Origin of the sequence: Saccharibacillus alkalitolerans (assembly GCF_011090185.1) — a bacterium.
GTDB lineage: Bacteria > Bacillota > Bacilli > Paenibacillales > Paenibacillaceae > Saccharibacillus > Saccharibacillus alkalitolerans.
In genome coordinates, this window is the sequence record NZ_JAAFGS010000014.1 from 15386 (window position 1) to 35416 (window position 20031).

The 20031-nt window shown below is 53.3% G+C and carries 22 protein-coding genes; all 22 read right to left on the minus strand.

The window, feature by feature from the left end; translation table 11 throughout:
* Positions 1–16 precede the first annotated feature (16 nt).
* The gene (gene rplE, locus GYN08_RS22530; RefSeq protein WP_018978356.1) at positions 17–559 is read right to left on the minus strand and encodes a 50S ribosomal protein L5; all 543 of its coding nucleotides are present in this window, start codon (positions 557–559) and stop codon (positions 17–19) included.
* 32 nt (positions 560–591) lie between these two features.
* On the minus strand, positions 592–948 hold the full coding sequence (rplX, locus tag GYN08_RS22535; RefSeq protein ID WP_166279666.1) for a 50S ribosomal protein L24: 357 nt from the start codon (positions 946–948) through the stop codon (positions 592–594).
* A 56-nt stretch (positions 949–1004) separates the two neighbouring features.
* Positions 1005–1373 carry a 50S ribosomal protein L14 gene (rplN, locus tag GYN08_RS22540; RefSeq protein WP_166279669.1) on the minus strand — a complete coding sequence of 123 codons (369 nt, stop codon included), beginning with the start codon at positions 1371–1373 and terminating at the stop codon, positions 1005–1007.
* A 38-nt stretch (positions 1374–1411) separates the two neighbouring features.
* Entirely contained in the window at positions 1412–1678 is a 267-nt protein-coding gene (gene rpsQ / locus GYN08_RS22545; protein ID WP_166279672.1) for a 30S ribosomal protein S17, read from the minus strand.
* A gap of 53 nt (positions 1679–1731) precedes the next feature.
* Positions 1732–1932 (minus strand): 50S ribosomal protein L29, encoded by a 201-nt coding sequence (gene rpmC, locus GYN08_RS22550; RefSeq protein WP_018978360.1) that lies wholly within the window; start codon positions 1930–1932, stop codon positions 1732–1734.
* Entirely contained in the window at positions 1922–2356 is a 435-nt protein-coding gene (gene rplP, locus GYN08_RS22555) for a 50S ribosomal protein L16 (protein WP_166279675.1), read from the minus strand. The genes rpmC and rplP overlap by 11 nt, the downstream gene beginning before the upstream one ends.
* Positions 2357–2358: 2 nt before the next feature.
* Positions 2359–3024: a 30S ribosomal protein S3 gene (gene rpsC, locus GYN08_RS22560; protein WP_166279678.1), complete on the minus strand. Its 666-nt coding sequence runs from the start codon at positions 3022–3024 to the stop codon at positions 2359–2361.
* 12 nt (positions 3025–3036) lie between these two features.
* Positions 3037–3369 (minus strand): 50S ribosomal protein L22, encoded by a 333-nt coding sequence (rplV, locus tag GYN08_RS22565; RefSeq protein WP_166279682.1) that lies wholly within the window; start codon positions 3367–3369, stop codon positions 3037–3039.
* A 39-nt stretch (positions 3370–3408) separates the two neighbouring features.
* Complete coding sequence (gene rpsS / locus GYN08_RS22570) at positions 3409–3687, minus strand: 30S ribosomal protein S19 (RefSeq protein WP_018978364.1); 279 nt, start codon at positions 3685–3687, stop codon at positions 3409–3411.
* A gap of 70 nt (positions 3688–3757) precedes the next feature.
* Positions 3758–4588: a 50S ribosomal protein L2 gene (rplB, locus tag GYN08_RS22575; protein WP_087801942.1), complete on the minus strand. Its 831-nt coding sequence runs from the start codon at positions 4586–4588 to the stop codon at positions 3758–3760.
* 14 nt (positions 4589–4602) lie between these two features.
* Positions 4603–4896: a 50S ribosomal protein L23 gene (rplW, locus tag GYN08_RS22580; RefSeq protein ID WP_018978366.1), complete on the minus strand. Its 294-nt coding sequence runs from the start codon at positions 4894–4896 to the stop codon at positions 4603–4605.
* Positions 4896–5519 carry a 50S ribosomal protein L4 gene (gene rplD / locus GYN08_RS22585; RefSeq protein ID WP_166279685.1) on the minus strand — a complete coding sequence of 208 codons (624 nt, stop codon included), beginning with the start codon at positions 5517–5519 and terminating at the stop codon, positions 4896–4898. The genes rplW and rplD overlap by 1 nt, the downstream gene beginning before the upstream one ends.
* A 30-nt stretch (positions 5520–5549) precedes the next feature.
* On the minus strand, positions 5550–6173 hold the full coding sequence (gene rplC / locus GYN08_RS22590; protein WP_166279688.1) for a 50S ribosomal protein L3: 624 nt from the start codon (positions 6171–6173) through the stop codon (positions 5550–5552).
* Positions 6174–6212: 39 nt separating this feature from the next.
* A complete protein-coding gene (gene rpsJ / locus GYN08_RS22595; protein ID WP_006212922.1) occupies positions 6213–6521 on the minus strand; it encodes a 30S ribosomal protein S10 in 309 nt (102 codons plus the stop codon).
* Between the two features lie 309 nt (positions 6522–6830).
* Positions 6831–8021 (minus strand): elongation factor Tu, encoded by a 1191-nt coding sequence (gene tuf / locus GYN08_RS22600; RefSeq protein WP_166279691.1) that lies wholly within the window; start codon positions 8019–8021, stop codon positions 6831–6833.
* 102 nt (positions 8022–8123) lie between these two features.
* Positions 8124–10202 carry an elongation factor G gene (gene fusA, locus GYN08_RS22605; RefSeq protein ID WP_166279694.1) on the minus strand — a complete coding sequence of 693 codons (2079 nt, stop codon included), beginning with the start codon at positions 10200–10202 and terminating at the stop codon, positions 8124–8126.
* Between the two features lie 49 nt (positions 10203–10251).
* Positions 10252–10722, minus strand: coding sequence for a 30S ribosomal protein S7 (gene rpsG / locus GYN08_RS22610; protein WP_018978372.1), 471 nt, complete (start codon positions 10720–10722; stop codon positions 10252–10254).
* Positions 10723–10773: 51 nt separating this feature from the next.
* Positions 10774–11196, minus strand: a complete 423-nt coding sequence (gene rpsL, locus GYN08_RS22615) for a 30S ribosomal protein S12 (protein ID WP_026293957.1) — start codon at positions 11194–11196, stop codon at positions 10774–10776.
* A 161-nt stretch (positions 11197–11357) separates the two neighbouring features.
* On the minus strand, positions 11358–11606 hold the full coding sequence (locus tag GYN08_RS22620; protein ID WP_166279697.1) for a ribosomal L7Ae/L30e/S12e/Gadd45 family protein: 249 nt from the start codon (positions 11604–11606) through the stop codon (positions 11358–11360).
* 154 nt (positions 11607–11760) lie between these two features.
* Positions 11761–15375: a DNA-directed RNA polymerase subunit beta' gene (gene rpoC / locus GYN08_RS22625; protein ID WP_166279700.1), complete on the minus strand. Its 3615-nt coding sequence runs from the start codon at positions 15373–15375 to the stop codon at positions 11761–11763.
* A gap of 40 nt (positions 15376–15415) precedes the next feature.
* Complete coding sequence (gene rpoB / locus GYN08_RS22630) at positions 15416–18967, minus strand: DNA-directed RNA polymerase subunit beta (RefSeq protein WP_166279703.1); 3552 nt, start codon at positions 18965–18967, stop codon at positions 15416–15418.
* Positions 18968–19421: 454 nt separating this feature from the next.
* Positions 19422–20018, minus strand: a complete 597-nt coding sequence (locus GYN08_RS22635; RefSeq protein ID WP_166279706.1) for a class I SAM-dependent methyltransferase — start codon at positions 20016–20018, stop codon at positions 19422–19424.
* Positions 20019–20031: the final 13 nt, after the last annotated feature.

Genomic DNA, 20031 nt, shown 5'->3' on the forward strand with positions numbered 1-20031 from the left:
TAGATACTGGCCGATATTATTTTGCGAAAGGCATTCCGAGACCGGCGAGAAGTTCGCGGCCCTCTTCGTCTGTTTTCGCAGTCGTAACGATAACGATATCCATACCGCGGACTTTGTCCACTTGATCGTATTGGATTTCTGGGAAGATAAGCTGTTCTTTCAGACCCAGTGTGTAGTTGCCGCGGCCGTCGAAGGCTTTGTTGGATACACCCTGGAAGTCACGTACGCGCGGAAGCGCAACGTTGAACAGTTTGTCGAGGAACTGGTACATGCGCTCGCCGCGCAGCGTTACCTTCGTTCCGATCGGCATGTTCTCACGCAGTTTAAAACCTGCGATCGATTTTTTAGCGCGAGTGATGACCGGTTTTTGGCCGGCGATTTGCTCGAGCTCGGCTACTGCGGTGTCGAGAACTTTGGAGTTGGATACGGCTTCGCCGACACCCATGTTGATGACAACCTTCTCCAGTTTCGGAACCTGCATTACCGTTGTATAGTTGAACTTCTGCATCAGAGCAGGAGTGCTTTCGTTCAAATAACGTTCTTTCAGTCTTGTTACCATGAAAGATGAACCTCCTTTCCAAAAAAATGATATTATTCGATGATTTCTCCGGAACGTTTCGCAACGCGCACTTTTTTGCCGTTGTCCAGCGTCTTGTAACCTACACGGGTTACTTTGCCGCCGTCTTTCGGGTCAACGTGCATTACGTTGGACACGTGGATCGAAGCTTCCTGCTCCACGATTCCGCCTTGCGGGTTCGCTTGGCTAGGCTTCTGGTGTTTTTTCACCATGTTCACGCCTTCGACCAGCACGCGGTTCTCACGCGGATAAGCTGCAATGACACGGCCTTTTTTGCCTTTGTCTTTACCGCTGATCACGATTACGACATCGTCTTTTTTCACGTGAAGTTTGTTGTTGTGGGATTCCAGAACTTTTTTCACTCTTGCCATTAGGTACACCTCCTATGACTTACCGGCCGGGCCGACAAGAAAATCGTGCATGTCTATTAGATAACTTCCGGTGCCAAGGAAACGATTTTCATGAAGTCCTTGTCGCGAAGTTCACGGGCAACTGGTCCGAAGATACGCGTACCGCGAGGGCCGCGATCGTCTCTTACTACAACCGCTGCGTTTTCGTCGAATGCGATGTAAGATCCGTCTTTACGACGTACCGAACGCTTCGTACGAACGACTACCGCTTTAACTACGTCGCCTTTTTTGACAACGCCCCCTGGTGTTGCTTGTTTTACCGAGCACACGATCAGGTCGCCGATGTTAGCTGTGCGACGTCCCGTACCACCGAGTACGCGGATGCACATCAGTTCCTTCGCACCGGAGTTATCGGCTACAGCCAAACGAGTAAATGGTTGAATCATTCTGAATGTCCTCCTTTCGGACGAGCTTTATCGTTCAATTAGATGATGATCGCTTTTTCAGTGACTGCTGCCAGTCTCCAGCGCTTGTCTTTGGACAGCGGGCGAGTTTCAACGATTCTTACCGTATCGCCGATTTTCGCTTCGTTGTTTTCGTCATGCGCTTTGAATTTCTTCGTCGACTTGATGCGTTTATGGTACAGATCATGTTTTTTGTAAGTTTCTACAGCAACAACGATCGTTTTGTCCATCTTATCGCTCACGACTTTACCTACCAGCACTTTACGCGAGTTGCGTTGTTCGGTCATGGTTAGCCTCCTTCCTAAATAACGGGTTCACAGACCCGGAGGGTTCAAAAGAATTACGAAGTAATTCCGAGTTCTCTTTGACGCAGAACCGTTTTGGCACGAGCGATTTCCTTGCGGACTACGCTGATGCGAGTCGGGTTATCGAGCTGACCGGTAGCGAGCTGAAAGCGCAGGTTAAAGAGTTCTTCTTTAAACCCGGAAACCTTCTGTTCGATCTCGGCAGTGGTCAGATCACGCAGTTCCTTAGCCTTCATTTGCTTCACCACCCAATTCTTCACGTTTCACAAACTTAGTTTTGACAGGCAGTTTGTGAGCAGCAAGGCGCATCGCTTCGCGAGCGATTTCTTCCGATACACCGGCAAGTTCAAACATGATCTTACCCGGTTTTACGACCGCTACCCATCTTTCAACGTTACCTTTACCGCTACCCATCCGGACCTCGAGAGGCTTTTGAGTGATCGGCTTGTCAGGGAAAATTTTGATCCAGACTTTACCGCCCCGTTTGATGTAACGGGTCATGGCGATACGTGCCGCTTCGATTTGACGGTTCGTGATCCACGAAGGTTCAGTCGCTTGCAGGCCGAATTCGCCGAAGTTCAGTTCAGTACCGCCTTTAGCACGACCGGCCATGCTGCCGCGTTGCTGTTTACGGTGTTTTACACGTTTAGGTACCAACATGATTAGTTGCCTCCTTCCTGAGCAGCTTGTTTCTTAGCTGGCGGAAGAATCTCTCCACGATAGATCCATACTTTAACGCCGATACGACCGTAAGTCGTGTGCGCTTCAGCAGTACCGTAGTCGATGTCGGCACGCAGGGTATGAAGTGGAACAGTTCCTTCGCTGTAGCCTTCAGAACGCGCGATTTCAGCGCCGCCGAGACGTCCGCTAACCGCAGTCTTGATTCCTTTAGCGCCTGCACGCATTGTTCTTTGGATCGATTGTTTCAGCGCACGACGGAACGATACACGACGTTCCAGCTGTTGTGCGATGCTTTCTGCGACCAGAACAGCGTCCAGTTCTTGGTTCTTGATTTCCGCGATGTTGATGTGTACTTTTTTGCCGCCCGAAATCTTCGTGATTTCACCGCGCAGTACCTCAACTTCAGCGCCGCCACGTCCGATTACCATACCCGGCTTAGCCGTATGGATCGTTACGTTAACGCGATTTGCCGCTCTTTCGATTTCAATCTTGGAGACAGCGGATTCTTTCAGCTTTGCTTTCAGGTATTCGCGAATTCTCACGTCTTCCATCAGCAGGGTGCCGAAATCTTTGCCAGCGTACCATTTGGATTCCCAGTCACGGATGATCCCTACGCGGAGTCCGACCGGATTTACTTTTTGTCCCACACGTGTCCCTCCTTACTTTTCAGATACAGCCACAGTGATATGGCTGGTGCGTTTGTTGATCCGGCTTGCGCGTCCCATAGCCCGAGGGCGGAAACGTTTAAGAGTCGGTCCTTGGTTTACGTAAACCTGCGAAATCACCAGTTTGTTTACGTCCATCGAATGATTGTGCTCTGCGTTAGCGATTGCCGAGTTCAGCAGTTTCTCCAGGATCGGGGATGCCGCTTTTGGCGTGTGACGCAGGATAGCGATTGCTTCGCCCACTTGTTTGCCGCGGATCAGATCAGCGACCAGCTGCGCTTTACGCGGAGCGATGCGGGAATATTTCAAATGCGCTTGTGCTTCCATTCTATCATAACCTCCCTTCGGACTTTACTTCGGTCCGTTTTAGCGTCTTGTTTTCTTGTCGTCGTCGGTGTGGCCTTTGTAAGTACGCGTCGGCGCGAACTCACCCAGTTTGTGTCCGACCATGTCTTCCGTTACGTATACCGGCACGTGTTTGCGACCGTCATAAACGGCGAAAGTGTGTCCGATGAATTGTGGGAAGATCGTGGAGCGTCTGGACCAAGTTTTGATAACGGCCTTTTTGCTGGCTTCGTTCATTACTTCTACCTTTTTGAGCAGGTATCCGTCAATGAAAGGGCCTTTTTTGAGACTGCGTGTCATCGATTGTAGTCCTCCCTTCAGCTGGCTTGTTCCATAACCCTAGCCGGCGAAGCAATGCGGGATAAGCGCATTACTTCGTGCGGCGACGGATGATGTATTGATCCGAAGATTTGTTTTTCTTGCGAGTTTTGTAGCCCAGTGTCGGTTTGCCCCAAGGAGACAGCGGGGACTTACGTCCGATCGGAGCACGGCCTTCACCACCACCGTGTGGGTGATCGTTCGGGTTCATGACTACGCCGCGGACTTCAGGGCGTTTGCCCAACCAGCGGTTACGTCCTGCTTTACCGATCTTCACGAGTTCGTGGTCCTGGTTGCCTACCGAACCGATTGTGGCGCGGCAAACTTTCAGTACGCGGCGAACTTCGCCCGAAGACAGGCGGATCGATACGTAACGCTCTTCTTTACCCAGCAGTTGAGCTTCTGTGCCGGCAGCGCGAACCATTTGTCCGCCTTTGCCCGGTTTCAACTCGATGTTGTGGATAACTGTACCTACCGGAATATTTTCCAGCGGCAGCGCGTTACCGATTTTGATGTCTGCATCAGGACCGGAGAAGATCGTGTCGCCAACTTTCAGACCTTTAGGCGCCAGGATGTAGCGCTTTTCGCCGTCCGCATAGTTGATCAATGCAATGTTCGAAGTCCGGTTCGGATCGTATTCGATCGTAGCAACGCGGCCTGGAATTCCATCCTTGGTCCGCTTGAAGTCGATAATCCGGTATTTACGTTTGTGTCCGCCGCCTTGGTGACGAACCGTAATTTTACCTTGGTTGTTGCGGCCCGCTTTGTTGTACAGCGGCGCCAGCAGCGATTTCTCCGGCTGGTTCGTGGTGATTTCTTCGAACGTCGACACGCTCATCGCGCGGCGGGCCGGGGATGTCGGTTTATACTTTTTGATTGGCACGTTGGTTTCCCTCCTTACTCTGCAGATTCAAAGAATTCGAGCGACTTGCTGTCTGGAGTCAGCGTTACGATCGCTTTCTTCCATTCGCTTGTGTAACCGGAGTGACGGCCGTAGCGCTTCGGCTTAGCCGGCACGCGCAGAACGTTAACTTTCAGCACTTTCACGCCGAAAATCGATTCTACCGCCTTTTTCACTTCCGTTTTGTTAGCGCTCATTTGCACTTCAAACACGTACTTCGATTGACTCATCGCTTCAGCCGTACGCTCCGTAATGATCGGACGTTTGATAAGGTCACGAGGATCTTTCATTATGCGAATACCTCCTCTACCTTCTGTACTGCGTCCTTCGTGATGATGAGCTTATCATGCACGAGAACGTCGAGAACATTAATGCCGTCAGCCTGGACGAATTTTACGCCCGGGATGTTGCGCGCGGACAGAGCAACGTTGTTATCGTATTCCGGAGCCACTACCAGGGCTTTACGATCTACGTTCAGTTTGCTCAGGATACCCGCGAATTCTTTAGTCTTCGGAGCGTTCAGGCTCAGTGCATCCAGAACGATAATTTCGTTCGCGATGACTTTCGAAGACAGTGCCGATTTGATCGCCAGACGACGAACTTTTTTAGGCAGTTTGTAGGAGTAGCTGCGCGGAGTCGGTCCGAAGACGATACCGCCGCCTCTCCACTGTGGAGAACGGATCGAACCTTGACGCGCGCGTCCCGTACCTTTTTGTTTCCAAGGTTTACGACCGCCGCCGCGAACTTCCGAACGTCCTTTGACTTTGTGCGTACCGGAGCGCAGGGATGCTTGCTGCATCACTACCGCCTGGTGAAGCACGTGTCCGTTAGGGTTGATTCCGAATACCGAATCGCTCAGTTCGATCTCGCCGACCTGGCTGCCTTCGATATTGTAGACTGCTACTTTAGGCATTTCATGTTCCTCCTTTCTTCTAAAGGTTTATTATTTCTTCACCGATGCACGGACTTTAACGAAGCCGTTTTTAGGGCCCGGAATGGAGCCTTTAACGAGCAGCACGTTGCGTTCCGCATCGACTCTTACGATTTCGAGGTTTTGAACAGTGATCGAGTCGTGGCCCATGTGTCCTGGCAGGCGCTTGCCTTTCGGTACGCGGTTAGCCTGGATGGAACCCATCGAACCCGGTCTGCGGTGGTAACGCGAGCCGTGCGCCATTGGTCCGCGGCTTTGTCCCCAACGTTTGATAACGCCGGCAAAACCTTTACCTTTGGAAACGCCGCTTACGTCAACGAATTCGCCTTCTGCGAATACGTCCGCTTTAAGCACTTGTCCAACCTCGAATGTTCCGAGGTCAACACCGCGAAGTTCGCGAATGTAGCGCTTAGGTGCAGTGTCCGCTTTTTTAGCGTGACCTGCCTCCGGTTTGTTGGAACGGCTGGCTTTCTTGTCCGCAAAACCGATTTGTACCGCTTCGTATCCATCGTTCTCCAGGTCTTTCTTCTGCAGCACCACGCAAGGGCCTGCTTCGATAACCGTTACCGGAACGACGTTACCTTCAGCGGTGAACACTTGGGTCATACCCAGTTTTTTCCCTAAGATACCTTTCATGTTGACACCTCTTTTCGTTTATGTCCTTATTCAGGAGTATTACAGTTTGATTTCGATATCTACACCGGACGGCAGGTCCAAACGCATCAACGCGTCCACAGTTTGTGGAGTCGGGTTAACGATGTCGATCAGACGCTTGTGCGTACGCATCTCGAACTGTTCGCGCGAGTCTTTGTACTTGTGCACCGCACGGAGAATGGTGATGATTTGCTTTTCGGTAGGCAGCGGGATCGGACCGGAAACACCAGCACCCGAACGTTTAGCTGTCTCAACGATTTTCTCAGCGGATTGATCCAGAACTCTGTGATCGTAAGCTTTCAAACGAATACGAATTTTTTGCTTTGCCATTATAATTCCCTCCTTCTATCGCCCAATTTGGTATCGGACATACTCCGCGAAAATTTTCCGCGCACGACCCACTATGGCAAAGGAGCCGGGTGTGTCGGTAACCTCTCGCATCATCGCAACGTCGCAGAACAACATTCATTATTATATAGAATGCGCAGCAACAATGCAATACTTTTTTGAAATTACACAAAAATAAAGCGAGGCCCCATCCCGACTCCGGGATAAAGGCCCCGCCTCGCGCTTTCGTTTACAGTACATTGTTACTCGTTCCAGTACACTGTTGCTTTATTTAACGGTTAAGAACCGTTATTATTTTTGGATTGTTGCTACGGCGCCGGCACCTACTGTACGTCCGCCTTCACGAATGGAGAACTTCGTTCCTTCTTCGATAGCGATCGGAGCGATCAGTTGAACGGTAACCGTGATGTTGTCGCCCGGCATTACCATTTCCGTACCTTCCGGCAGGTTGATGATGCCCGTTACGTCAGTTGTACGGAAGTAGAACTGAGGACGGTATCCTGTGAAGAAAGGCTTGTGACGGCCACCTTCTTCTTTAGTCAGGACGTAGATTTGAGCTGTGAACTCAGTGTGCGGCTTAACCGAACCTGGTTTCGACAGAACTTGTCCACGCTCGATTTGCTGACGGTCTACACCGCGCAGCAGGGCGCCGATGTTGTCGCCGGCTTGAGCGGAATCCATCAGTTTACGGAACATTTCTACGCCCGTAACGACGGATTTTTTGGACTCTTCAGCGATACCAACGATTTCGATTTCGTCGCCGATCTTAACCGTACCGCGCTCGATACGGCCAGTTGCTACCGTACCACGGCCAGTGATCGAGAATACGTCCTCGACTGGCATCAGGAAAGGCTTGTCCGTGTCGCGTTCCGGAGTCGGGATGTACTCGTCGATGATGTTGAACATTTCAACGATCTTCTGAGCCCACTCGCCCTCTGGGTTTTGCAGAGCTTCACGAGCCGAACCTTGGATGATCGGAGTGTCGTCGCCTGGGAAGTCGTATTCGCTCAGCAGGTCACGTACTTCCATTTCAACCAGTTCCAGCAGCTCAGCGTCTTCAACCATGTCGCATTTGTTCAGGAATACGACGATGTAAGGAACGCCTACCTGGCGGGAGAGCAGGATATGTTCGCGAGTTTGCGGCATTGGGCCGTCAGCTGCGGATACAACCAGGATAGCTCCGTCCATTTGGGCAGCGCCGGTGATCATGTTTTTAACATAGTCGGCGTGTCCTGGGCAGTCTACGTGTGCGTAGTGACGAGCAGGAGTCTCGTATTCTACGTGTGCAGTCGAGATTGTGATACCGCGTTCTCTTTCTTCAGGAGCTTTGTCGATTTGGTCGAATGCGATTGCAGCACCACCGTAAGTCTTCGACAGAACAGTTGTGATTGCGGCAGTCAGAGTCGTTTTACCATGGTCGACGTGACCGATCGTACCAATGTTAACGTGCGGCTTATTACGTTCGAATTTAGCTTTTGCCATTTGAAACAGTTCCTCCTTAATGTAGAAAGATTATAGGTTTGAATCAATCCAGGCAGACACTCTTCCTAAGATGAAGCGTCCGCCCGGCGGTGAAAACGAGGATTACTCCCCTGCTTTCGTCTTCGATACGATTTCTTCAGCGATGTTCTTCGGAACTTCTTCGTAGTGGGAGAGTTCCATCGAGAACACGCCGCGTCCTTGCGTACCCGAACGCAGAGTCGTCGAGTATCCGAACATTTCGGAGAGAGGTACTTTCGCACGGATGATTTGAGCACCGCTGCGGGAATCCATACCTTCGATACGGCCGCGGCGGGAGTTCAGCATACCCATAACGTCGCCCATGTACTCCTCAGGCACGGTTACTTCGACTTTCATGATTGGCTCGAGCAGGACAGGCTTACACTTGTCTTTAGCTGCTTTGAGAGCCATCGAGCCGGCGATTTTGAACGCCATTTCGTTGGAGTCGACATCGTGGTAGGATCCGTCGACGATCGTCGCCTTCACGTCTACCAGCGGGAAGCCCGCGATAACGCCGCTCTTCATTTGTTCTTCGATACCTGCAAGTGCCGGTTGAATGTATTCGCGCGGTACGGAACCGCCTACGACTTTACTTTCGAACTGGCTGCCTGTACCCGGCTCCAGCGGTTCGAATTCAACCCAGACGTGACCGTATTGACCACGGCCGCCGGACTGACGAACGAACTTGCCTTCTACGCGGGCCGGCTGACGGAAAGTTTCGCGGTAAGCAACCTGCGGTTTACCCACATTGGTTTCTACCTTAAATTCCCGACGCATCCGGTCGATAATGATATCAAGGTGGAGTTCGCCCATACCTGCCAGAATCGTCTGGCCGGTCTCTTCGTCCGTGTGGGCACGAAGGGTCGGATCTTCCTCGGTGAGCTTGCTCAGAGCCACGCCCATCTTGTCTTGGTCGGCCTTCGTTTTCGGCTCGACCGCGATTTCGATAACCGGGTCAGGGAAGTTCATCGATTCCAGAATAACCGGGTTCTTCTCATCACACAGTGTATCACCTGTACCCGTATCTTTCAAACCAACCGCTGCCGCGATATCGCCCGCGTACACGACGCTGATTTCTTGACGGCTGTTGGCATGCATTTGCAGGATACGGCCGATCCGTTCGCGTTTGCCTTTCGTTGCGTTCAGCACGTACGAACCGGATTGAAGCACGCCGGAGTACACGCGGAAGAACGTCAGCTTACCTACATAAGGGTCGGTCATGATTTTGAATGCCAGTGCGGAGAATGGTTCTTCGTCCGAAGAGTGACGAACCGTTTCCGTACCGTCATCCAGTTGACCCTGAATAGCAGGAACGTCGACCGGAGCAGGCAGGTAATCGATAACGGCGTCCAGCATGAGCTGAACCCCTTTGTTTTTATAGGAAGATCCGCAGATAACCGGGAAGATCTTAACGTCGATAACACCTTTACGCAGAGCCGCTTTGAGCTCTTCGATGGAGATTTCTTCTCCTTCAAGGTATTTCATCATCAATTCTTCGTCCAGTTCGGCAACCTTCTCTACCAGTTCTGCACGCAGTTCTTCAACCTGTGCTTTGAACTCTTCAGGCACGTCGACGACTTCGATGTTTTGACCGAGATCGTCTTTGTACATGTGAGCTTTTTGCTCAACCAGGTCGATGATACCGACGAAGTCATTCTCCGCGCCGATTGGCAGCTGGATCGCTACCGCATTGGCTTGAAGACGCTCGCCCATATCTTTAACTACGTTAAGGAAGTCCGCGCCGATGATGTCCATTTTGTTGACGTATGCGATCCGCGGTACGCCGTAACGGTCAGCCTGTCTCCATACGGTTTCCGACTGCGGCTCGACGCCTTCTTTGGCACTGAATACGCCTACTGCCCCGTCCAATACACGAAGGGAACGTTCGACTTCAACCGTGAAGTCGACGTGTCCCGGGGTATCGATGATATTGACGCGGTGACCTTTCCATTGAGCGGTCGTAGCGGCGGACGTGATCGTGATTCCGCGCTCCTGCTCCTGCTCCATCCAGTCCATCGTCGCAGCACCTTCGTGAACTTCACCGATTTTGTGCGTGATGCCTGTGTAGAACAGAATCCGTTCCGTGGTCGTGGTCTTACCGGCGTCAATATGCGCCATGATACCGATGTTACGTGTATTTTTCAAGGAGAACTCTCTTGCCATGAATGGGATTCTCCCTTCAAAATTCAGTATTGGTTGCTAAGCCGAAATCCTACCAGCGGTAGTGAGCGAACGCTTTGTTCGCTTCAGCCATTTTGTGCGTGTCTTCGCGTTTCTTCACGGATGCGCCGGTGTTGTTCGATGCATCGATGATTTCAGCCGCCAGACGCTCTTCCATCGTCTTCTCGCCGCGGTTGCGGGAGTAGTTGACGAGCCAACGGAGACCGAGAGCCGTCCGTCTTTCAGGCTTAACTTCGATCGGTACTTGATAGTTCGCACCACCTACACGGCGGGCTTTAACTTCGAGAACCGGCATGATGTTTTTGATTGCGGCTTCAAACACTTCCATCGGGTCGTTGCCCGTACGTTCCTGAATCAATTTGAACGAGTTGTAAAGGATGTTTTGAGCTACACCGCGTTTACCGTCGATCATGATGCGGTTGATCAGACGAGTAACCAGTTTGCTGTTGTACACCGGATCCGGCAGTACGTCTCTTTTGGTAACTGGACCTTTGCGTGGCATGGATATCCCCCTTTCTCCGATAGTTGAACGCCCTTAGGCGCTCAAATTAAATTAGTTTTTCTTTTCTTTCGGACGCTTAGCGCCGTATTTCGAACGGGCTTGCATACGTCCGTTTACGCCTGCAGTATCAAGAGCACCGCGAACGATATGGTAACGTACACCCGCCAAGTCCTTTACGCGACCTCCGCGAACCAGCACGACGCTGTGTTCTTGCAGGTTGTGCCCGATACCCGGAATGTAAGCAGTCACCTCGATACGGTTCGTCAGACGAACACGGGCATACTTACGAAGCGCGGAGTTCGGTTTACGTGGAGTCATCGTACCTACACGAGTGCAGACACCGCGTTTTTGCGGGGCGCTCAGGTTCGTTTCTTCACGCTTCAGTGCGTTGAAACCCTTTTGCAGAGCTGGGGATTTCGACTTCACGACTTTCGCTTGACGTCCTTTGCGGACGAGTTGGTTAATAGTTGGCATTTTCATTGCCACCCCCTTCCCATATTGGTGAACATCCTTGTTACAAACCGTTTCCCCCAAGTCCACAGACCCAGGTGGTTCATAAAAGAACAAATGAAAGTTTTTGCCCCAGCCGCTTAACGCTTCTGAAACAAAAACGTTCTTACACAGTTATGACTTTCTCACTTCAGAACCGCAGCCATCGCCGCTCCGACTTCGATCCCGCAGGCTTTGCCGAGCTCTCGCATCGTCTCTACCTCGGTAACCTTCACGCCGGACTTGCCGCACAGCGATGTAATCTTGGCGATCATCCGCTGGTCTGCATCCATGGCTACATAAACTTCGGAAGCTTGTCCAAGTTCGACCGCTCGCACGGTCTGCTTGGTACCGATTTTGACATGAGCGTCCTGGAGTCCTTTATCATTAGACATTCGGCATATCCTCCAAAAGACAGGATCAATACATGCTGCTCACGCACCTTTGCTATATTAGCACTGGGGAGAGCGGTATGTCAAGCAAAGAATTTCGGGGCTTCAAGGGAATTCCCGTCCCTTTCCGCCCCGATTCCTCCGAACCGCAGCGGCCTTATTCGGTCGTTACGGTCTCGAGCGATTCTTCTCCGCTTTCCAAGCCTTCCGGTTCTTCAAAACGCACGTTGCGATAACGGCTCATGCCGGTGCCGGCAGGAATCAGCTTACCGATCAGCACGTTTTCTTTCAGGCCGAGCAGTTGGTCGACCTTGCCTTTGATCGCCGCGTCGGTAAGGACGCGAGTCGTCTCCTGGAACGATGCGGCCGACAAGAAGGAGTCGGTCTCCAGGGACGCTTTCGTGATCCCGAGCAGAACCGGTTTGGCAACAGCCGGATCCTTGCCGTTCAGCATGGCTTCCTTGTTTGCCTTTTCGTATTCGTGCAGATCCACGAACGATCCCGGCAGCAGCGTCGTTTCGCCTGCATCCACGATGCGGATCTTGCGCAGCATCTGACGGATCATGACTTCGACGTGCTTGTCGTTGATTTCTACGCCCTGGTTCCGGTATACGCGCTGAACTTCCTGAAGGATATAGTTCTGCACGCCGCGGATGCCTTTGATGCGCAGCATTTCTTTCGGGTCGATCGAACCGTCCGTCAGCTCGTCCCCCGCTTCGATCGCCATGCCTTCGCGAACGCGCAGACGGGAACCGTAAGTGACGGAGTACGTTTTGCTTTCGGCTTCGCCCTGAACTTCGATCTCGCGGCGGTCTTTCGCTTCGCGGATCTCTTTCACGACGCCGTCGATTTCGCTGATCGTAGCCTGACCTTTAGGGTTACGGGCTTCGAACAACTCCTGGATACGCGGCAGACCCTGCGTGATATCGTCTCCGGCTACGCCGCCGGTGTGGAACGTACGCATGGTGAGCTGGGTTCCCGGTTCGCCGATCGATTGGGCGGCGATGATGCCGACCGCTTCGCCGATCTCGACGTGTTTACCTGTCGCCAGATTTCGTCCGTAGCACTTTTTGCAGACGCCGTGACGGGCGCGGCAGCTGAGTACGGAACGGATTTGCAGTTTTTCCACGCCGGCTTTGACGATTTCTTCCGCTTTGTCGGAAGTGATCAGTTCGTTGCGGCGGGCGATGATTTCGTTCGTCTCCGGATGGCGGACGGTCTCGAAGCAGTAACGGCCTTCGATACGGTCGTACAGATCTTCGATGACTTCCTTGCCGTCCTGGATGCGGCCGACCATGAAGCCTTTATCCGTACCGCAGTCGTCTTCGCGTACGATAACGTCCTGGGCCACGTCGACCAGACGACGGGTCAGGTAACCCGAGTCGGCGGTACGCAGCGCGGTATCGGCCAGACCTTTACGCGCTCCGTGCGTAGACAGGAAGTATTCGAGGACCGTCAGGCCTTCGCGGAAGTTCGACTTGATCGGGAGTTCGATAATGCGACCCGACGGGTTGGCCATCAGGCCGCGCATGCCGCCCAGCTGGGTGATCTGCGATTTGTTACCGCGGGCTTTGGAGTCGACCATGAGCATGATGGAATTGTAACGGTCCATGGATTTCATCAGAATGTCACTGATTTGATCCTTGGCGTGCGACCAGATTTCGATAACCCGGTCATACCGCTCTTCGTTGGTAATCAGGCCGCGGCGGTATTGGTTCGTGATGACCGAGACCTTCTTATCCGATTCTTCCATCAGGTCTTTCTTCTCCGGCGGCACGACGACGTCGGAAACGGCTACGGTTACGCCCGAACGGGTCGAGTACGTGAAACCGAGCTGTTTGATTTCGTCGAGGATCATCGAAGTTTGAGTCGTCTGGTAAACCTCGAAGCAGCGTCCGATGATTTCGCCCAGATACTCTTTGCCGATGCCTTTCGTCTGAGGCGCGTTCATGATGCGCTCCGTGACGTTTTCGCCTTTTTCGTAGATGAAGAAATCTTCCGCTACGCCTTCGAAAAGGTTGGCGCGGGTCGCGTCGTTGATATACGGGAAGCTTGCCGGGAAAATCTCGTTGAAGATAATCCGGCCGATCGTCGTAATCAGCATGGCGTCCTGCTGTTTGTCGGTAAAGCTCGTTTTGTTGAGAGCTTTGACCGGAATCGCTACGCGAGCATGAAGCTCGGCTGTGCCGCGCTGATAAGCGGACACCGCTTCGTTAATGTTGCGTAGGATCATGCCTGCGCCCATGGCTTGGTTGTTGTCCATCGTCAGGTAGTATGTTCCGAGGACCATATCCTGCGAAGGCGTAACGACCGGTTTACCGTCTTTCGGGTTCAGGATGTTGCCGGATGCCAGCATCAGAATGCGCGCTTCCGCCTGCGCTTCTGCGGACAGCGGAACGTGCACGGCCATCTGGTCGCCGTCGAAGTCGGCATTGTATGCCGTACATACGAGCGGGTGAAGGCGAATCGCTTTACCTTCGACCAGGATCGGTTCGAATGCCTGGATACCGAGACGGTGAAGCGTAGGGGCACGGTTCAGAAGAACCGGGTGCTCCTTGATGACTTCTTCCAGCACGTCCCACACTTCGGCGCTGACGCGCTCGACTTTGCGTTTGGCGCTCTTGATGTTATGAGCCAGTCCTTTGTTGACCAGTTCTTTCATCACGAAAGGCTTGAACAGTTCCAGCGCCATTTCCTTCGGAAGACCGCACTGGTACATCTTCAGGTTCGGACCTACGACGATAACGGAACGGCCGGAGTAGTCGACCCGTTTACCGAGAAGGTTCTGACGGAAACGTCCTTGTTTACCTTTAAGCATATGGCTGAGGGATTTGAGCGGACGGTTGCCCGGGCCCGTAACCGGACGGCCGCGGCGGCCGTTATCGATCAGGGCGTCTACCGCTTCCTGCAGCATGCGTTTTTCGTTCTGCACGATAATGTCCGGAGCGCCCAGATCGAGCAGTCTTTTCAGACGGTTGTTCCGGTTGATGACGCGGCGATACAGATCGTTCAAGTCGGAAGTCGCGAAACGTCCGCCGTCGAGCTGTACCATCGGACGCAGTTCCGGCGGAATAACCGGAAGCACGTCGAGGATCATCCAGTCCGGGTTGTTGCCCGAACTTTTGAACGCTTCGATGACTTCCAGACGTTTGATCGCCCGGCTTCTGCGCTGTCCCTGCGTCGTACGGAGTTCCTCTTTGAGGAACTCCAGTTCTTTGTCGACGTCCATATCCTGAAGGAGTTTTTTCACCGCTTCGGCGCCCATGCCGGCCTGGAAACCGTAGCCGTATTTTTCACGGTAGCTGCGGTATTCCTTCTCGGACAGAAGCTGCTTTTTCTCCAGCGGAGTCTCGCCCGGATCGGTGACGACATAAGAAGCGAAGTAAATGACTTCTTCGAGCGAGCGCGGAGACATGTCCAGCGCCAGACCCATACGGCTCGGAATCCCTTTGAAGTACCAGATGTGGGAAACCGGAGCGGCGAGCTCGATATGGCCCATCCGCTCGCGGCGTACTTTTGCACGGGTGACTTCGACGCCGCAGCGATCGCAGACAACGCCTTTATAGCGAACCCGTTTGTACTTGCCGCAATGGCATTCCCAGTCTTTGGTCGGTCCGAAGATCTTTTCGCAGAAAAGACCTTCTTTCTCCGGTTTGAGCGTACGATAGTTGATCGTTTCCGGCTTCTTCACTTCGCCGCGGGACCAAGAACGAATCTTGTCCGGCGAAGCGAGCCCGATCTTGATAAACTCGAAGTTGTTTACATCCAACAAGGAGCAACCCTCCCTATATGCGGTTCCTGATTTTTAAAACTTATTGCTCTACGCCGACTTCCGAACCTTCCAAGTTGAGGCCCAGCTTGTCGCCGCCGGTCGGTTCATCCTCGTCGTCCAGTTCTTTCATTTCGATCTCTTCTTCGTCTTCGCTCAGGATCTTCACGTCCATACCCAAGCTCTGCAGTTCCTTGATCAGGACCTTGAACGCTTCCGGTACGCCCGGTTCCGGCACGTTTTCGCCTTTGACGATGGATTCGTACGTTTTCACGCGTCCTACCACGTCATCGGATTTGACGGTCAGAATTTCCTGCAGCGTGTATGCCGCGCCGTAGGCTTCCAGCGCCCATACTTCCATTTCCCCGAAACGCTGTCCGCCGAACTGAGCTTTACCGCCCAGAGGCTGCTGCGTAACGAGCGAGTAAGGACCTGTGGAACGGGCGTGGATTTTGTCGTCGACCATGTGCGCCAGCTTGATCATGTGCATGACGCCGACCGTGACTTCGCGCTCGAAGCGTTCGCCGGTACGTCCGTCGTACAAGACCGTTTTGCCGTTGCGCTGCATGCCGGCTTCTTCCATCGTATCGAATACGTCGTATTCGTTCGCTCCGTCGAATACCGGAGTCGCGACGTGGATGCCGAGACGCTGCGCCGCCATGCCGAGGTGGACTTCCAAGATCTGTCCGATGTTCATCCGCGAAGGTACGCCCAGCGGGTTCAGCACGATCTGAACCGGCGTGCCGTCCGGCAGGAACGGCATATCTTCTTCAGGCATGATGCGCGATACGACACCCTTGTTACCGTGACGTCCGGCCATCTTGTCGCCTTGGGAGATTTTCCGTTTCTGCGCGATGTACACGCGAACGAGTTGGTTGACGCCCGGAGGCAGCTCGTCGCCGTTTTCGCGGGTAAAGACTTTGACGTCCACGACGATCCCGTCCGTACCGTGAGGCACTCTCAGGGAAGTGTCGCGCACTTCGCGGGCTTTCTCGCCGAAGATCGCGTGCAGCAGCCGTTCTTCCGCTGTCAGTTCCGTTACGCCTTTAGGCGTGACTTTGCCGACCAGGATATCGCCGGCGGCGATCTCCGCGCCGATGCGGATGATTCCGCGATCGTCGAGGTTTTTCAGCGCTTCTTCGCCGACGTTCGGGATGTCGCGCGTGATCTCTTCCGGTCCGAGCTTGGTGTCGCGCGCGTCGGATTCGTATTCTTCGATATGAATCGAAGTATATACGTCTTCCTTAACGAGCTTCTCGCTCAGCAGGATGGCATCCTCGTAGTTGTAACCTTCCCAAGTCATGAAGGCTACGACGACGTTGCGGCCCAAAGCCAATTCGCCCATTTCGGTCGAAGGACCGTCCGCCAGGATATCCCCTTTTTTCACGATGTCGCCAGCACGAACGATCGGACGCTGGTTGATGCACGTCCCTTGGTTCGAACGCATGAATTTGTGTAATTTATAAGTGACCAAGTCGCCTTTGACTTCCTGGCCGTCGATCGTTTCGACGCGGCGCAGCGTAATTTCGCTAGCTGTCGAACGTTCGATGTAACCGTCGTGTTTGGCTACGATACATACGCCGGAGTCCTTGGCCGCTTTGTGTTCCATGCCGGTTCCGACGAGCGGAGCCTTAGGAATAAGCAGAGGAACGGCCTGACGCTGCATGTTCGATCCCATCAGCGCGCGGTTGGAGTCATCGTTCTCCAGGAACGGAATGAGCGCCGTCGCGACGGATACGACCTGTTTCGGCGAAACGTCCATATAGTCGACGCGATCGCTCGGCATCGGCAGGATGTTGTCGGCCTGTTTGTTGTAACGGACGATGACCATGTCTTCCGCGAAAGAGTCGTCTTCGTTCAGCTTGGCGTTCGCCTGCGCTACCACGTAGTTATCTTCTTCGTCGGCCGTCAGATAGTCGATGTGCTCCGTGACTTTGTTGGTCTTCGGATCGACTCTGCGGTAAGGCGCTTCGATGAAGCCGTACTCGTTGATCCGCGCGAACGTGGACAAGGAGTTGATCAGACCGATGTTCGGTCCTTCCGGCGTCTCGATCGGACACATCCGGCCGTAGTGGCTGGCGTGAACGTCTCGAACTTCGAAGCCCGCGCGTTCGCGCGTCAGACCGCCGGGTCCGAGTGCGGACAGACGGCGTTTGTGCGTGAGTTCCGCCAGCGGGTTCGTCTGGTCCATGAACTGGGACAGCTGCGAGCTGCCGAAGAACTCCTTGATCGACGCGATGACCGGACGTATGTTGATCAGTGCCTGAGGCGTGATCACGTTGGCGTCCTGGATCGACATGCGCTCGCGCACGACGCGTTCCATACGGGAAAGGCCGATACGGAACTGGTTCTGGAGCAGTTCGCCTACGGAACGCAGACGACGGTTGCCCAGGTGGTCGATATCGTCGGTATCGCCGATGCCGTGCAGCAGGTCGATGAAGTAGCTGATCGAAGCCACGATGTCGGCAGGCGTGATGTGTTTGACCGTTTTGTCGATCAGACCGTTCGCGATAACCTTGACGACTTTGCCGTCTTCGATCGGAGAGAACACGTCGATGGACTGCATCGGAATGTCGTTGGCGTCGAGTACGCCGCCCGCGACGTGATACGTCTTCACGCTGTGTTCGCTCTCCAGGTACGGCAGAATTTCGTCGAGGAGACGACGATCCACCATTTGGCCCGCTTCCGCGATGATTTCGCCCGTTACGGTGTCGATCAGCGTTTCGGCCAGGCGCTGGTTAAAGAGACGGTTTTTGATGTGGAGTTTTTTGTTGATTTTATAGCGGCCCACATTGGCGAGATCGTATCTCTTTGGATCGAAGAAGCGAGCGATCAGCAGGCTTTTCGCGTTGTCCAATGTCGGCGGTTCGCCCGGACGCAGACGCTCGTAGATCTCGATCAGCGCTTTCTCCGTCGAGTCCGTATTGTCTTTGTCCAGCGTATTGCGGATATACTCGTCGTTGCCGAGCAGATCCAGGATTTCGGCGTCGCTGCCGAAACCGAGCGCACGAAGCAGTACCGTAACCGGAATCTTCCGGGTACGATCGATCCGGACATAGATGATGTCCTTGGCGTCCGTCTCGAGCTCGAGCCATGCGCCGCGGTTCGGGATGACAGTCGCGCTGTATGTTTTCTTTCCGTTTTTGTCCACTTTAGTATTGAAGTAGACGCTTGGAGAGCGAACCAACTGACTGACAATAACCCGTTCCGCACCGTTTATGATAAACGTACCGGTTTCGGTCATCAGCGGGAAGTCACCCATGAACACTTCCTGCTCCTTGACTTCGCCCGTTTCCTTGTTAATCAAGCGGACTTTCACGCGCAGCGGCGCCGCGTACGTTACGTCACGCTCTTTGGCATCGTCTGTCGTGTATTTCGGTTCTCCGAGGCTGTAATCGATAAATTCCAGAATCAGATTTCCGGTAAAGTCCTGGATCGGCGAAATGTCGTGAAACATCTCCCGAAGGCCTTCCTCGAGAAACCACTCGTACGATTTCTGCTGAATCTCGATCAGATTCGGAACTTCGAGCACCTCATGAATTCGCGAATAACTCCGCCGAGTGCGTCGACCATATTGAACAAGATGTCCCGTCAACTATACTCACCCCTCAATGTCTACTCAACTTTAGGCACTTTTTGGATGAAAATGCCGAGTTTAAAAATTCCATTGCGACCCTTACTTTGAATCACGTATAATGAGACAAAGACGGGCGCGACCCTTACATGCAGAAAAGCCCTTATCGAGTATGATTCGAAAAAAGAGCGTCGCATGGCCGGATCAATAATGAATCGAAGCATGTAATGAAACGTCGCTGCATATCTTTCAAAGTGCCGTCAAAAATGCCCGCACATCCGCCTTCGCGCATCAAAATATTAAGCCCCAAACAAAACCGCGCTTCCTTTGCTGTTTTGCGGAGCCTCTTGACATTTTAATATGCTAAAGCCACGTAGGGCATTCTATACTGACATTTTACAACTATAACACGGCCTCACAGGTCGGTCAACCCTTTCTCCGGACTTCTCCGAAAAAATTCTTCTTTTCCTCCCTATCAGCCTTTTATCGCTTGATAGATTCGATACCCTTTGTCTTTCGTCACTTCTTCCACCCGATCGAACAGCGACTCCAGTTTTGCTTTTGCCGACGGCGCACCCTGCTTTTTCTGGATGACGATCCACAGCGAGCCTCCCGGATTCAGTCGATCGCTCGCCTGTTCGAACAGACGATGCACGGTTTCCTTGCCGGCGCGAATCGGCGGATTGGTAATAATGACATCGAAGCTCTCTTCCGAGACCGCTTCGAGCAGATCGCTCTGCATCGCCTTTGCCTGCAAAATGCCGTTGGCCGCCGCGTTTTCGCGCGCCAGTTCGACCGCCCGTTCGTTGACATCCAGCATCGTAACGCTCGAAGCCCCCATTAGACCGGCCGCAATGCCGATCGGACCGTAGCCGCAGCCTACATCCAGCACGGAAGCTCCCTCCGGAATTTCGAGCGCCTCAATCAGCACCCGGCTTCCGTAATCGAGTCCGCTTTTGGAAAAAACGCCGGCATCGGTAACCAGACGCACTTTTTTGCCGCGCAGTTCGACGTCAATCGTCTTCCGGTCATGCGCAGCGGAAGGACGGTTGGAATAATAATGATCCGACATCCGATTCAACCCC

Coding starts and splice junctions, on each gene's coding strand:
- rpsQ (WP_166279672.1), bottom strand. CDS start 1,678: ATGACCGAACAACGCAACTCGCGTAAAGTGCTGGTAGGTAAAGTCGTG.
- rplP (WP_166279675.1), bottom strand. CDS start 2,356: ATGTTGGTACCTAAACGTGTAAAACACCGTAAACAGCAACGCGGCAGC.
- rplW (WP_018978366.1), bottom strand. CDS start 4,896: ATGAAAGATCCTCGTGACCTTATCAAACGTCCGATCATTACGGAGCGT.
- fusA (WP_166279694.1), bottom strand. CDS start 10,202: ATGGCAAGAGAGTTCTCCTTGAAAAATACACGTAACATCGGTATCATG.
- GYN08_RS22620 (WP_166279697.1), bottom strand. CDS start 11,606: ATGTCTAATGATAAAGGACTCCAGGACGCTCATGTCAAAATCGGTACC.
- tuf (WP_166279691.1), bottom strand. CDS start 8,021: ATGGCAAAAGCTAAATTCGAACGTAATAAGCCGCACGTTAACATTGGT.
- rplC (WP_166279688.1), bottom strand. CDS start 6,173: ATGAAAGGTATCTTAGGGAAAAAACTGGGTATGACCCAAGTGTTCACC.
- rpsS (WP_018978364.1), bottom strand. CDS start 3,687: ATGACACGCAGTCTCAAAAAAGGCCCTTTCATTGACGGATACCTGCTC.
- rpsJ (WP_006212922.1), bottom strand. CDS start 6,521: ATGGCAAAGCAAAAAATTCGTATTCGTTTGAAAGCTTACGATCACAGA.
- rplV (WP_166279682.1), bottom strand. CDS start 3,369: ATGGAAGCACAAGCGCATTTGAAATATTCCCGCATCGCTCCGCGTAAA.
- rpsG (WP_018978372.1), bottom strand. CDS start 10,722: ATGCCACGCAAAGGTCCAGTTACCAAAAGAGACGTACTGCCGGATCCG.
- rpmC (WP_018978360.1), bottom strand. CDS start 1,932: ATGAAGGCTAAGGAACTGCGTGATCTGACCACTGCCGAGATCGAACAG.
- GYN08_RS22635 (WP_166279706.1), bottom strand. CDS start 20,018: ATGTCGGATCATTATTATTCCAACCGTCCTTCCGCTGCGCATGACCGG.
- rplE (WP_018978356.1), bottom strand. CDS start 559: ATGGTAACAAGACTGAAAGAACGTTATTTGAACGAAAGCACTCCTGCT.
- rplX (WP_166279666.1), bottom strand. CDS start 948: ATGGCAAGAGTGAAAAAAGTTCTGGAATCCCACAACAACAAACTTCAC.
- rpsL (WP_026293957.1), bottom strand. CDS start 11,196: ATGCCAACTATTAACCAACTCGTCCGCAAAGGACGTCAAGCGAAAGTC.
- rplD (WP_166279685.1), bottom strand. CDS start 5,519: ATGCCTAAAGTAGCAGTCTACAATATCGAAGGCAGCCAGGTCGGCGAG.
- rplN (WP_166279669.1), bottom strand. CDS start 1,373: ATGATTCAACCATTTACTCGTTTGGCTGTAGCCGATAACTCCGGTGCG.